General features: G+C 70.7%; 10 protein-coding genes and 1 pseudogene. 3 read left to right on the forward strand and 8 right to left on the reverse strand.

Features of this window, described 5'->3' with window-relative positions:
- Window positions 1–2: 2 nt before the first annotated feature.
- From ACIBKX_RS24510 to katG, 4 genes are all read right to left on the reverse strand, one after another.
- On the reverse strand, window positions 3–2,045 hold the full coding sequence (locus ACIBKX_RS24510) for a HEAT repeat domain-containing protein (RefSeq protein ID WP_363276090.1): 2,043 nt from the start codon (window positions 2,043–2,045) through the stop codon (window positions 3–5).
- Complete coding sequence (locus tag ACIBKX_RS24515) at window positions 2,045–2,725, reverse strand: DUF7019 family protein (protein WP_363276091.1); 681 nt, start codon at window positions 2,723–2,725, stop codon at window positions 2,045–2,047. Before ACIBKX_RS24515 ends, ACIBKX_RS24510 begins: the two co-directional genes overlap by 1 nt.
- 97 nt (window positions 2,726–2,822) lie before the next feature.
- Window positions 2,823–3,635: a thioesterase family protein gene (locus ACIBKX_RS24520; RefSeq protein ID WP_363276092.1), complete on the reverse strand. Its 813-nt coding sequence runs from the start codon at window positions 3,633–3,635 to the stop codon at window positions 2,823–2,825.
- Window positions 3,636–3,777: 142 nt separating this feature from the next.
- Window positions 3,778–6,009, reverse strand: a complete 2,232-nt coding sequence (gene katG / locus ACIBKX_RS24525) for a catalase/peroxidase HPI (RefSeq protein WP_399376044.1) — start codon at window positions 6,007–6,009, stop codon at window positions 3,778–3,780.
- Between the two features lie 329 nt (window positions 6,010–6,338).
- On the opposite strand from katG, the gene ACIBKX_RS24530 reads away from it, so the two are divergent.
- The gene (locus ACIBKX_RS24530) at window positions 6,339–6,755 is read left to right on the forward strand and encodes a Fur family transcriptional regulator (RefSeq protein ID WP_363276903.1); all 417 of its coding nucleotides are present in this window, start codon (window positions 6,339–6,341) and stop codon (window positions 6,753–6,755) included.
- 43 nt (window positions 6,756–6,798) lie between these two features.
- Here ACIBKX_RS24530 and ACIBKX_RS24535 read toward each other — a convergent pair whose 3' ends face one another.
- Together ACIBKX_RS24535 and ACIBKX_RS24540 are read right to left on the reverse strand one after the other, a co-directional pair.
- Complete coding sequence (locus ACIBKX_RS24535; protein WP_363276904.1) at window positions 6,799–7,551, reverse strand: protein phosphatase 2C domain-containing protein; 753 nt, start codon at window positions 7,549–7,551, stop codon at window positions 6,799–6,801.
- A gap of 59 nt (window positions 7,552–7,610) precedes the next feature.
- Window positions 7,611–8,411: an HAD-IIA family hydrolase gene (locus tag ACIBKX_RS24540; protein WP_363276905.1), complete on the reverse strand. Its 801-nt coding sequence runs from the start codon at window positions 8,409–8,411 to the stop codon at window positions 7,611–7,613.
- A 152-nt stretch (window positions 8,412–8,563) separates the two neighbouring features.
- Here ACIBKX_RS24540 and ACIBKX_RS24545 point away from each other — a divergent pair.
- Window positions 8,564–9,193, forward strand: a pseudogene (locus ACIBKX_RS24545) (phosphoribosyltransferase); the annotation flags it as partial.
- A 68-nt stretch (window positions 9,194–9,261) separates the two neighbouring features.
- On the opposite strand, the gene ACIBKX_RS24550 reads toward ACIBKX_RS24545, so the two are convergent.
- Together ACIBKX_RS24550 and ACIBKX_RS24555 are read right to left on the reverse strand one after the other, a co-directional pair.
- Window positions 9,262–10,122: a geranyl diphosphate 2-C-methyltransferase gene (locus ACIBKX_RS24550; protein WP_363276906.1), complete on the reverse strand. Its 861-nt coding sequence runs from the start codon at window positions 10,120–10,122 to the stop codon at window positions 9,262–9,264.
- A 24-nt stretch (window positions 10,123–10,146) separates the two neighbouring features.
- Window positions 10,147–11,574, reverse strand: coding sequence for a family 2B encapsulin nanocompartment shell protein (locus ACIBKX_RS24555; RefSeq protein ID WP_363276907.1), 1,428 nt, complete (start codon window positions 11,572–11,574; stop codon window positions 10,147–10,149).
- A 417-nt stretch (window positions 11,575–11,991) separates the two neighbouring features.
- Here ACIBKX_RS24555 and ACIBKX_RS24560 point away from each other — a divergent pair, with 417 nt between their 5' ends.
- Window positions 11,992–13,104 (forward strand): family 2 encapsulin nanocompartment cargo protein terpene cyclase, encoded by a 1,113-nt coding sequence (locus ACIBKX_RS24560; protein ID WP_363276908.1) that lies wholly within the window; start codon window positions 11,992–11,994, stop codon window positions 13,102–13,104.
- The last annotated feature ends 34 nt before the right edge of the window (window positions 13,105–13,138 follow it).

Genomic DNA, 13,138 nt, shown 5'->3' on the forward strand with positions numbered 1-13,138 from the left:
GGTCAGGGTCGCCGAGGCTCTCTGGTGCGGCCGGACGCGATGATGGCGAGCGCTGCGCGCGCCCCGTCACGGGCACCTGGGCCGTCGATCTCCGGGTAGTGGAAGGAGCCCAAATAGTAGGCCGAGACGCGCTCGACGGCCTCGTCGGTGCCGATGTGCGCGAGGGCTCGCAGCAGCGGCGGATGGTAGCTCTCGCGGGCCTCGCCCAGCATCCGGATCAGGAGCGTGGCGATGCCGGGGTCGCGCCGGTCCCCCAGCGCCTCGGCGGCGGCCTCGTGGATCCCCCAGGGGGCGGCCTGATGGGTGACCAGCCGGGCCAGCGCTGCGGTCGCTTCGGGTCCGGGGCAGCGCGCGAGGGCCTCGACCAGCGTCCGCGAGACCCATTCGAAGCGCTGCCTCATGCGCAGCGACCACTCGTACCGCTCCTCCCTCGGCCGCTCACGTACGAGCGCGTCGTCCAGGAGCGCCAGGTCCACCAGGGCCGAGAGCGGGGCCGCCGCCGGTGCGCCGATACGGCCCAGGGCCCGGATGGCCCCCAGCACCACCGTCCGGTCCTCGTCGCGCACCGCCAACTGCCCCAGCCTGTCGGCGACTTCAGGTGAGGGATGGTCGGCCAGTGCCGTCGCCGCCCGCAGGCGTACCGCCTCGGAGGGGTCGTCCAGCGCCGCGAGCAGCGTCGGCTGCACCTGTGGTCCGCCGATCAGGCCCACGGCGCGTACGGCACGGGCCCGCACCCGGCCGGAATCGTCGGCGGCCAGTGCCGTCAACCGCCCGAGCGCGGGCCCGTGCCGCAGCGCGCCGAGCGCGTCGACGGCGGCGGAACGCAGGGACGGCGACTCCTCCGGGTCCAGTACGGACAGCAGCAAGGGGACGGCCGCCTCGCGACCCATGAGTCCCAACGCCTTGATGGCCCCTCGGCGCCGGGACTCGCCACTGCCTGGACCGCCGTCCGAGGCGTCGCCGACGAGCTTCAGCAGCCGCTCGGCGGGCGGCTCGGCGAGACCTGCCAGGACCGTGCCCACGGCGTCGGCGATCGGGGCGTCGTCCAGCGCCGCGAGCAGCGCGGCGGCGCACTCCTCGCCGCCGAGCGCGCCCAATGCCTCGGCCGCCGCCCTGCGGTCGATGGCTCGTGGCGCTCGGGTCAGGAGGGTGATCAGGGGCGCGGGGTCCTCGCGCAGGTTCGCGAAGAGCCCCGGGTTGTCCCGTATCGCCGTACAGGCCTGGACGCGCGCGGCCCACCGCGACATCGCCGGAAAGTGCGGGTTCAGGACCCGTCGCAGTCTCTCCCGCCCGTCTTCGGTCCTGACCAGGAGTTCCGCCGCCAGCCGGCCCGTCTCGGGGTCCGGATCCCGCAGGCCGCGCATCAGCATCCCCACCGCGGCCACCTGCGCGGGAGCGGGCCAGTCGTCGTGCGGCAGTCGCGCCAGGGCACGCAGCGCGGCCCTGCGCACATCCGGAGCGGACCCCTCGGCGTCGGCGAGGAAGAGCAGCGCGGGTGCGGTGCGTACGTCGCGCAAGGCGTCGAGCACCTCGATCGACTCCACGGCGTGCCCCGGCAGGAACCGCCAGAGCCCGGCCAGCATCATCGGGGTGATCTCCGGGTCACGGAGGTCGCCCAGCGCCTCGAGGACCACCTCGTTCAGGTCCCGGTCGTCCAGGCACTCCAGGAGCACCCGGGTGGCTTCCGGGCCGCCGATGCGGCCCAGTGCCCGCAGGATCCAGTACCGCGCGCCGAGGTTGGGCAGCCGCCCGCCGTCCAGGAGCCGCACCAGGCCCGGAACGGCCCGGCGTTCGCGCAGCAGTCCGAGCGCCCGTACGGCGTCGAGGAACAGCCACGGCCGGGCTTCGTCCACGACCTCGAGACGACGCAGCAGCGCATCCGAAGCCCGGGGGTCCGGCCGCTCCGCGAGCAGTTCGGCGGCGAGGCGGGCGGACCGCGCGTCGCCCGACTCCACGGTCGCGCACAAGGCGTCCACGTCGCCGTCCAGCCACATCCGCGCCACGTCGATACGCGCCGAGGAAGGGGGAGTCGGTGGCTTCGGCATCAGTGTTCCCCCTCCGGCTCCTCGTCCGCGAGCGCCACGTACAGCGGCGTGCCGACGACGATCTCCTTCTCGATCCCGTCCCGGCCGGTGACCCGTCCGTGCATCAGCCGCCGGGCGAGAAATTCGCAGTAAGTGGCGGTCTTGGTCATCGACTTGGAGAAGTGCAGGAGGAGGTGCAGCGGCTCTTCGTCGTCCGAGAGGCGGGATCCGTTCACGCCGGGGATCGGCGCACCGGGCTGCCATTCCTCCGGGATCTGCTGCAGCAGCCGGAGCACGGAATACGGAAAGGAATGGCTCACCGTCGCCTCCAGGCCCGGCTGCCTGCCCACCAGATGGTGGGCCGAACCGATGAGCACGACCACGGTGCCGCCCGCCTCACCCATCATGAACACCGGCCCGGGCGGCCCGTCCGCGTACTCCGCGATCCGCAGGCCCAGGTCACCCCGGAACCAGGGCGCGGGATCGGTGGCCCAGCTGATGTCGTATTCGCGGTCCAGATACTTCTCGACCACGTCGAGACGGTCGTACAGACCCGCATCCGTGGGCGTCTTCTGTACCGACGCGCTGAGGACCTTCAGGTCGACCTTCGCCTCCGCGGCGACCTTCGACAGCAGCTTCCGCGGGATCTGCTCGAACAGCATGTCCAGTTTCCCTCTGGAGACATAGAGGTAATACCTCACGCGGCCCGACCCTTCTCCCAGTTCCCTTACGCGCAAAGGTAGTTGGGCCGGTCAAGATCCGCAGGGATTCCGCCGTCCGTCCGGACCCGCGGGCCGGTCACCGCTCCGTCGGCTGCGGCCGCACCGTGAGCATCTGCTGGGCGTATCCGACCGGACCGGTGACGTCGTGCAGCACTGTGCTGGTGACTCCCTGTCCGGTGCCGCCGAAGATCACGGTGGTGTCCAGGCCGGTCCAGCGGCCTTCGGGCTGTCGGTGGAGGTGGAGGGTCAGGTCGACGTTCGGGTACATCCAGGCGGTGGGGTCCTCGCGTACGGCGATGCCGTTCGCGGTGTCGACCAGGCCCACGTACGACGCGAGGGGGCTCGCCTTCTCGCCCGCGACGAGGTCGAGTGCCGTGGAGATCCACGCGGTCGTACGTCCCGGCTGCGGCGGGGACAGCGGGCGTACGTCGACGGAGGCGATGTAGCCGCCGGGCCAGACGGAGGCCATCTCCCATGGGGCCAGCTCCTCGGGCGGAGTCAGCCGGGCCTGCGCTCCGCCCGCCACCGCGCCGGTGTCGAGCGCGGCCAGGAGCCAGACGCGGGCGCGCACCACGGCGCGGCCCGCGACCCGCACGGTGGCCTCGACCAGCTCGATGGTGCGGCCTGGGCGGACGGTCTCCACCTGGATCTCACACTCCTCCAGGGCGAGCCGCCCGAGGATGTCGAAGCTGATCCGGCCGATGAGCAGGCCCGCGTCCGCCGCCCGTTCGGCGAGATGCCGCTCGACGGCGTGCACGACGAGCCCGCCGAGCGGGCTGAAGTGCAGCTCGTCGGGATCCCAGGCGCCGCTCGCGTGGGCGGTGGGCTTGTAGCGGTGCTCGTCTATCCGTACGTAGTAGCTGTCCGGAACCGGTGCGCCGACGTTCAACTGGGCTCCCTCTGTCGCTATTTCGGTGGGGGCTACATCCGAATCGTACGACGGGCGGGAATCCGGTCTTTCACAGACCGATGGCGTCCGGGCCGGCCCTTGCGGGTCGGCCCGGACGCCATCATGTTCCGGCCGTTACGGCTCAGGCGATGTCGAACCGGTCGAGGTTCATGACCTTGGTCCACGCCGCGACGAAGTCCGTCACGAACTTCTCCTTGGCGTCATCGCTCGCGTAGACCTCGGCGAGCGCACGCAGCTCCGAGTTCGAGCCGAAGACCAGGTCGGCACGGGTGCCGGTCCACTTGGCCTCGCCCGTGGACGCGTCGCGGCCCTCGAAGGTGCTCTCGTCGTCCGCGGTCGCCTTCCACGTCGTGTCCAGGTCGAGCAGGTTGACGAAGAAGTCGTTGGTCAGCGTGCCCGGCTTCGTCGTGAGGACGCCGTGCTTCGACTGCTGGTGGTTGGCGCCCAGGACGCGCAGACCACCGACGAGCACGGTCAGCTCGGGGGCGCTGAGCGTCAGCAGGTTCGCCTTGTCGATCAGCAGGTACTCCGCCGGGAGACGGTTGCCCTTGCCGACGTAGTTGCGGAACCCGTCCGCGGCCGGTTCCAGCGCGGAGAACGACTCCACGTCCGTCTGCTCCTGCGTCGCGTCCGCGCGGCCAGGCGTGAACGGCACCTCGATCTCGAAGCCGGCGTCCTTGGCCGCCTGCTCGACACCGGCGGCGCCGGCCAGCACGATCAGGTCGGCGAGGGAGACCTGCTTGCCGCCGGACTGGGCCGAGTCGAAGGACTGCTTGATCCCTTCCAGGACCCGCAGGACCGTCGCCAGCTCGTCGGGCTGGTTGACCTCCCAGCCGCTCTGCGGCTCCAGACGGATCCGGGCGCCGTTGGCGCCGCCGCGCTTGTCGCTGCCGCGGAAGGACGAGGCGGACGCCCACGCCGTGGACACCAGCTGGGACACCGTCAGGTCCGAGGCGAGCACCTTGCTCTTGAGGTCGGCGATGTCCGCCGCGTCGATCAGCTGGTGCGTCACGGCGGGCAGCGGGTCCTGCCAGACCAGCGTCTCCTCGGGGACCTCCGGGCCGAGGTAGCGCACGATCGGGCCCATGTCGCGGTGGGTCAGCTTGAACCAGGCGCGCGCGAACGCGTCCGCGAACTCCTGGGGGTTGTCCTTGAAGCGCCGCGAGATCTGCTCGTAGGCCGGGTCGAACCGGAGCGAGAGGTCGGTCGTCAGCATCGTCGGGGCGTGCGTCTTCGACGCGTCGAACGCGTCGGGGACGGTGCCCGCGCCCGCGCCGTCCTTCGGCCGGTACTGGTGGGCGCCCGCGGGGCTCTTGAACAGCTCCCACTCGTAGCCGAAGAGGATCTCGAAGAAGCTGTTGTCCCAGGCGATCGGGGTGTTCGTCCAGATGCCCTCGAGACCGCTGGTGATCGCGTCGGCACCGACACCGGTGCCGTACGTGCTCTTCCAGCCGAGGCCCTGCTGCGCCATCGGGGCGGCCTCGGGGTCGTCGCCGACGTTGTCGGCCGGGCCCGCGCCGTGGGTCTTGCCGAAGGTGTGACCGCCCGCGATCAGGGCGACCGTCTCCTCGTCGTTCATCGCCATGCGGCGGAACGTCTCGCGGATGTCGCGGGCCGCGGAGATCGGGTCCGGGTTGCCGTTGGGGCCCTCGGGGTTGACGTAGATGAGGCCCATCTGGACCGCGCCGAGCGGGTTCTCCAGCTCACGGTCACCCGTGTAGCGCTCGTCGCCGAGCCAGGTGGTCTCGGGGCCCCAGTACACGTCCTCGTCGGGCTCCCACACGTCCGCGCGGCCGCCGCCGAAGCCGAAGGTCTCGAAGCCCATCGTCTCCAGGGCGACATTGCCGGTGAGGATCATGAGGTCGGCCCAGGAGAGGTTCTGGCCGTACTTCTTCTTGACCGGCCACAGCAGACGGCGGGCCTTGTCGAGGCTCGCGTTGTCCGGCCAGCTGTTGAGCGGCGCGAAGCGCTGCTGACCGGCACCGGCGCCGCCGCGGCCGTCGCTGATGCGGTAGGTGCCCGCGCTGTGCCAGGCCATGCGGATCATGAAGGGGCCATAGTGACCGAAGTCGGCGGGCCACCAGTCCTTCGAAGTGGTGAGCACCTCGGCGATGTCCCGCTTGACGGCGGGCAGGTCGAGGGTCTTGAAGGCCTCGGCGTAGTCGAAGTCCTCGCCGAGCGGGTTGGCCACAGCAGGGTTCTTGGCCAGGATTTTCAGGTTCAGCCGGTCCGGCCACCACTGGCGGTTTCCGCCGCCCTGGGTCGGATGCGGCGCACGCCCGTGCACGACCGGGCAGCCACCTGTCTCTTCCTGCTTCGCGTCGGTGACGATCGCGTCGTTGTTCTCAGTCATGGAAATCCCTCCGGACGGGGCGGATCACGGTGCTCAAGAACTGGGGGGCGATGGAACAGTCTGGGGAGCCTGCTCCAGCGGGACCCGGTGCTGCACCCGCACCGGGCCGAGAAAGGCCGCCTGCTCGCGGTACTGATTCTCCGCGAGCGGGGCACCGGATGCCGCGGCGAGCGGACCCGTCTCCTGAAGTCACGCGTATTTCCCTGCTGTTGCCCTGTCCCTTGGCCGTCGGCCGGAACCGATCCTACGATGGACCAAGTCCAAGTCAATACGACAGACAGGGCCGTACGGATTCATTCGGCGGACTATGCACAGTTAGGCTGGTGGTCATGAGTGACCTGCTCGAACGACTTCGCGGACGCGGCTGGCGGATGACCGCTCAGCGCCGGGTGGTCGCCGAGGTGCTCGACGGCGAACACGTCCATCTCACCGCCGACGAGGTGCTCGCGCGCGCCACCGCCCGGCTGCCGGAGATCTCCCGCGCCACCGTCTACAACACCCTTGGTGAGCTGGTCACCATCGGCGAGGTCATCGAGGTGGCCACCGACGGCAGGGCCAAGCGCTACGACCCTAACGCCCATCACCCGCATCAGCATCTGGTGTGCTCGGGCTGCGGCGCGATCCGGGACGTGCACCCCGGCGGCGATCCGCTGTCCGATCTGCCGGCCTCCGAGCGGTTCGGCTTCACCGTCTCCGACGTCGAGGTGACGTACCGGGGTCTGTGCCCGGACTGCAGCCGGGCTTGAGCGGGCCTGTCGTCCGGCTTGACCGCGCCTGCTCCTGCCGCGCCTACTCCTGGACGCCGATCAGCGCCAGGGTGATGTTGTCGGGTCCGCCCGCCTCGATGGCGGACTTCCACAGCTCGAACGCGGCGCGGCCTCCGTCGTGCTCCCCCAGCACGGCCGCGAGCACGTCATCGGGCACGGGATCGGTGAGGCCGTCCGTGCACACCAAGTAGCGTTTCCCGAGGGCGAGCGGCACGGTGCCGACATGCGGCGTGATCGCCGTGAAGTGCGGGGCGCCGCCGAGTGCCTGCGTGACGATCGAGGTGGTACGACGGCCCGGCGGCAACGGCGGATTGTCGTCGACGCTGAGCAGCCGCAGCTCGGTGGCCGGGCCGTCCCCCGCCACGTCGAGCACCCTGCTGTCGCCGACGTTGAAGACCAGGAGTTCCTCCTCCAGGACCACGACGCCCGCGACCGTCGTGCCCATGGTGCTCAGCTGCGGGTCGCGTTCGGCCGCCGCGTACACGGCTCGGTTGCAGGCGTTCAGGGCGTCTTGTACGGCCTGCTCGCTCTCCAGGACCGGACCGATCAGCGCCAGGTTCCGCACGACCACACCGCTGGCCACCTCGCCGGCGGGCTGGCCCCCGATGCCGTCGGCGACCGCGACGAGGAGCGGCGCGCCGAGCGGGAACCCCAGCGTCTGCGGGTTCTCGGTCATGGTTCCGCAGAGCGTCCAGGGTCCGACGACCAGGCTGTCCTCGTTCTGCTCGCGCACGAGCCCCGGATGGCTCAGGGCGGTGACCGTCACGTAGGGCATGTCCGCATCGCCTCCCCGCGACGGCGGAGGAGTTCCGCACCTCCATTGTCGCCCCCGGCTCACCCGGAGCGCGCGTCCAGGCGTTCGACGAGTTCGGGCAGGTCGGCGAAGGAGTCGAGGACATGGTCCGGGGTGCCGGTCGCGGCCCGGTGGGTCTCGGGCAGGTACTTGCCGGTCTTGACGAGTACGCCGGTGACGCCGCCGCGCTGGGCCGCGAGCACATCGGACTCGATGTCGTCGCCGACCATGAGCGCCTCGGAGGGTTCGGCGCCGAGGTGGGCGAGCGCGGCGGCGAAGAAGGCGTCCGCCGGTTTGCCGGTGATCTCGGCCTCGGTCCGGGCGGCCCGTTCGATGCCCGGCAGGAAGGCGCCCGTGTCGAGGTCGAGTCCTTCGGACGTACGCCAGTACAGGTTCCGGTGCATGGCCACGAGGCGTGCTCCGCGCTGGAGCTGCCGGAAGGCGCGGTTGAGGGCCGCGTAGCTGAACTCTCCCCCGGCGCCCCCGAGGACGACCACGTCCGCCTCCTGGTCCTCCTCACCGAGCAGCGTCACGCCCGTCAGGTCTTCCCGGATGTCACCGGCGTTCAGGAGCAGGCACCGGGCGCCTGGGTAGTGCTCCCGCAGGTATCCGGCGGTCACGGCGGGTGCCGTGAGGATGTCGTCCTCGGCGACGGGAAACCCCGCGTCGGCGAGCCGGGCGGCGATCGAGGCGCGGGTGCGCGAGGTGGTGTTCGTGACCAGCGCGAAGGGCAGCCCGGCGGCACGCAGCAGCTCCATGGCCGCGACGGCTCCGGGCAGTGGCTCCCAGGACACGGTGAGTACCCCGTCGATGTCGATCAGGACCGCGCCGACTCGTTCCATACGACCGACGGTAGCCACCGCCGGATCGCCTCGCAGCGGGTGCGGACCCGGTGGTGTGCCCGCCCTCCGGTTGCGAAGTGCCGCGAACGGAGTTAGTCCGAAGGTGCGGGGGTACGAAGGTGGGTTCCCTCCCCGAGGATGGGGTGAGCACGGTGCTGTTCACCGACCGTGTGGATGCCGGGCGGCGCCTGGCCAGGGCAGTGCGGCACCTTCGGGAGGACAATCCCGTCGTCCTCGGGCTGCCGCGGGGCGGTGTCCCGGTGGCCCGGGAGGTCGCGCTGGCGCTCGGAGCGCCGCTCGACGTGATCGTGGTCCGCAAACTCGGGGTTCCGCACCAGGCGGAACTGGCGTTCGGTGCGATCGGCGAGAACGGCGTACGCGTCATCAATGACGACGTGGTCCGGCACTGCCGGGTCACGTCCTCGCAGCGCGCGGCCGTGGAGCGTACGGAGGAGCGGGAGCTGCTGCGGCGGGCGCGGACGTACCGCGACGGCCGGCCCCGGACGTCGGTCGAGGGCCGGACCGTCGTGGTGGTCGACGACGGGATCGCGACCGGCGCCACGGCAGCGGCCGCGTGCCGGGTGGCGCGGGCGCACGGCGCGGCGCGCGTGGTGCTCGCCGTGCCGACGGCGCCGCCCGACACATTGGACCGGCTGCGCGAGGTGGCGGACGAGGTGGTGAGCCTGTCCACGCCGGCCCTGTTCGGGTCCGTGGGCCAGTGGTACCGGGACTTCTCGCAGACCACCGACGAGGAGGTCATCGCGTGCCTGGCCCGGTCCGCGCCGCCGGATCCGCACGGGTCGGGTCGGACGCGGTCAGGTCGGACGCGGTCGGGTCAGACGCGGTCGGGTCAGACGCGGTCGGCCGAGATGAGGAGGTAGTGGAAGCTGCCTTCGCGGTAGGCGGTCAGGAACGGTTCCTCGATGCCGGTGGCCAGGGAGGACTTGGCCCGCAGCTCCCAGTACGGGATGGTCGCGGCCGTGAGGTCGACGACGTTGATGGGGACCAGGCCATTGGCCGCGAGTGCCTTGAAGTAGGCGCTGCGGGGGTGGATGTTGCAGGTGTAGTGCTCGTCGATGCGGCTGACGGCCTTGGAGCGGCCGCCGGTGACGTCGTTGTAGCAGCCGGTGATGCAGACGTACCGCCCGCCGTGGGCCAGCAGCCGGGAGTATTCGGCGAAGAGCGGGAAGAGGTCCACGTACATGGTGGACTCGTTGTTCCAGATGCCCTGGAAAGCGCCGGACGGCAGGCCCGTGTCCAGCATGTTCCGGAAGTGGTAGCGCACCTGGTCGTCGACGCCCCGCTTGCGGGCCTGGGTGTTGGCGAAGTCGACCTGGGACTCGGAGATGGAGACGCCGTCGACCCGGCAGCCGAAGCGCTGGTTGGCCATGATGCTGGTGCCGCCTCGGCCGCACCCCGAGTCGAGGAGGCGGTGCCCCGGCGCGACGGCGCCCAGGTGGTCGAGGAGGACGTCGGCCTGCGCCGTCTCCAGACGGTGCAGCTCCTCGATGATGCGTTCCGCCCTGGTCTCCTCGGGGCCGTCGAGGACCGCGGGGTTCCAGTCACCGACTCCGTAGTGGTGGTGGTAGAGGCCGTCGACGTCGCCCAGGCGCAGGTTGACGGGGTCCTTCTCGTTGTTCCAGTACTGCGCGACGGCCCGCTGGTAGGCGGTGCGCACCACGCCGTCCGAGACTGCCGGAATGGTCGTCATCGTGGGAACTCCTTACGGCAGGTGTCAGGCGGGCGTACGGGAGACTTCGACGTTCTCCAGGACGCCGAGCGCGTCGGGGACGAGTACGGCCGCCGAGTAGTACGTGCTGACCAGGTAGGAGATGAGGGCCTGGTCGTTGATGCCCATGAAGCGGACGTTCAGGCCCGGTTCGTACTCGTCGGGGATGCCGGTCTGGCGCAGGCCGACCACGCCCTCCGCCTCCTCGCCGGTGCGCATCGCCAGGATCGAGGTGGCGCCCTCGGGCGAGACCTCCAGCTTCCCCAGCGGGAAGATCGGCACGCCGCGCCACGCGGGAATCCGGTGGCCGTTCACGTCGGCGTCGCCGAAGTAGATGCCGCGCTTGTTGCACTCGCGTCCGAAGGCCGCGATGGCGCGCGGGTGCGCGAAGAACGCCTTGGTCTGGCGCCGCATGCTGAGGAGTTCGTCGAAGTCGTCCGGCGTGGGCGGGCCGGAGTGGGTGGAGATGCGCTGCCCGTAGTCGGCGTTGTGCAGCAGCCCGAACTCCCGGTTGTTGACCAGCTCGTACTCCTGGCGCTCGCGCAGCGCCTCGATGGTGAGCCGGAGCTGCTGCTCGACCTGGTTCATCGGGTCGTTGTAGAGGTCGGCGACCCGTGTGTGCACCTTCAGGACGGTCTGCGCGACGCTCAATTCGTGTTCGCGGGGCGCTAGTTCGTAGTCCACGAAGGTGCCGGGCAGCGCCGGTTCGCCCGCGTGCCCGGAGGCGAGCAGGATGTCGGCCTCGCCGCGCCTGTTCTGCGGGCGGCCGGCCTCGGACTGCCTTCTGAGCACATGGGCGCGCAGCCCTTCGTGCCGGCCCGCCACCTCCTCGTACGCCTGACGGGGCAGGGCGAGGACGGTGCACGCGGTGGCCGCGCGTGCCGTGAACTCCCAGTCGCCGGGGTCCTCTCCGACGACCTGGCCGCCGATGAAGCCGCCGTCGGCGATGACGCCGCGCCGCGTCTCCTCGCCGTACTTGCCGGTGCCGAGCTGCTCGACCTTGCCGTGCGCGATCAGATAGACGTGGTCGGCGGGGCGTCCGGCCTCCACGATCAACTGGCCGGGGGCGTACTCCTGCTGGGCGAATCCGGCGGCGAGCGCGTTCAGCGCGTCGGCCTCGTCGAACCCGCGCAGCAGGGGCAGTTCGCCCAGCTCGGCGGGGACGACGCTGACGTTGGCACCTTCCTGTACGAAGGTCACACGGCCGTCGCCGACCGCGTACACGAGACGCCGGTTGACCCGGTACGTGCCGCCGCGCACCTCGACCCAGGGCAGCGTCCGCAGCAGCCAGCGCGAGCTGATGCCCTGCATCTGCGGGACGGTCTTGGTGGTGGTCGCGAGGTTCCGCGCGGCCGCCACGCCCAGACTCAACTGTGCCTGCCCCGCGCTCTGTTCAGGGCCCTCCGCCTGCTCCGCCGACGATGCGGTCGTCATCCTGTTTCCTTCCAACGGCATGGGGGACCAGCACACCGGGCCCCCGCGGACGGAGCGCCTGCACCGCCGCGGGAGCCGTGCGCGCCGCAAGTGAATCAGCGGCCCGCGACCGTGGTCGAGAGTGACCGTGCGCACACGGCACGTGTTTGCGCCAAGGCCTTTACACCGTTGACTCGGGGTATAACGTCCACCGATGCCATACGGAGGCATCGGCACCGCCGCCCGAGGACGGCCGGAACCATTCGGGACCACCTGGTACCTCAATCTCCGTACAGTCATGGATAGTTGAATGTTCGTCAGATGCCAGAGTGCAGCTCCGGACAGGGCGAAGACACGCCCGCTTGTGTCGCCCCACGGGGCGTGCTACCCCTTCGGCGAGCACAGAGTGGCGTCAACCCCCCACGAACGGAGTTGCACATGGAAACGCCAAATCTCCTGAAGCGACTGCTGTCCGGACCATCCGGTCTCGGCACCGCCTCCCTGCGCATCGCGCAGACCACCGACCCGGAACCGGAGACGTCGGCCGAGCCGGACCCGGAGCCCCCGTTATCCGGGGCGCAGCGCATCGAGGGCCTCTACTGCCCGCCTGCCGTACGGGACGACCGCCGGCTGGCCGACGAGATCAATGAACGGCTCGTCGACTGGGCCGAGAACGAGGTGGGCCTGTACCCGGACACCGATCTGCGGTCCGCGCTCGTCGGCTTCGACCCGGGGCGTTCCGTGGTCCTGTGCCATCCGGACGCGCCCGGCATCGACCATCTCATGGCCGCCGCCCGCCTCCTGGTCGGCGAGAACGCCGTGGACGACTACTTCTGCGAGGAGGAGTACGGCGGCCGCGCGGACCGCAGGGGCGCGGCCCTCGCGATCGCCCAGGCCGCGATCGACCCGGTCCACACCACCTCCCGGTACGAGTCCGAGACGCGGGAGGCACTGGACTCCCATCCGGCGCTGCGCTCGATGCGGTCGGCGATGGACTACTTCCGGGCGCTCGCCACCCCGGCGCAGGCGCACCGCTTCCGGCACGACATCGCCAACCTCTACCTCGGCTACAACGCCGAGGGCGACTGCATCACCCAACACCGCACGCCCGCCGTGTGGGAGTACTTGGTGCAGCGGCAGTTCAACAGCTTCCGCCCCTGTCTGACGCTCACGGACGCCATCGGCGGCTATGAGCTGCCGGCCCACTTCTTCGCGGACTCCTCGGTGCAGCGCGCGGTGGCCCTGTCCGCCAATGCCTCGACCATCTGCAACGACCTGTACTCCCTGCGCAAGGAGCAGCAGAGCGGGCGCTTCCACTACAGTCTGCCGACGGCGATCGCCGCCGAGGAGGACTGCTCCATAGAGGATGCCTTCCAGAAGTCGATCGAGGTCCACAACGACCTGGTCCACTCCTTCGAGGAGCAGGCGATGGCCCTCGCGGCGACGGACCCCCTCGTCGCCCGCTTCATGGCCGGCCTCTGGAACTGGCTGAGCGGAAACCATGAGTGGCATGCGGGGAACGTCGGGACTCGGTACGCCACTTCGCCTTGAGGGGTGCCACTTCGCCGTGAGGGCCGACACGTCG

Origin of the sequence: Streptomyces sp. NPDC050658 (assembly GCF_044457025.1) — a bacterium.
GTDB lineage: Bacteria > Actinomycetota > Actinomycetes > Streptomycetales > Streptomycetaceae > Streptomyces.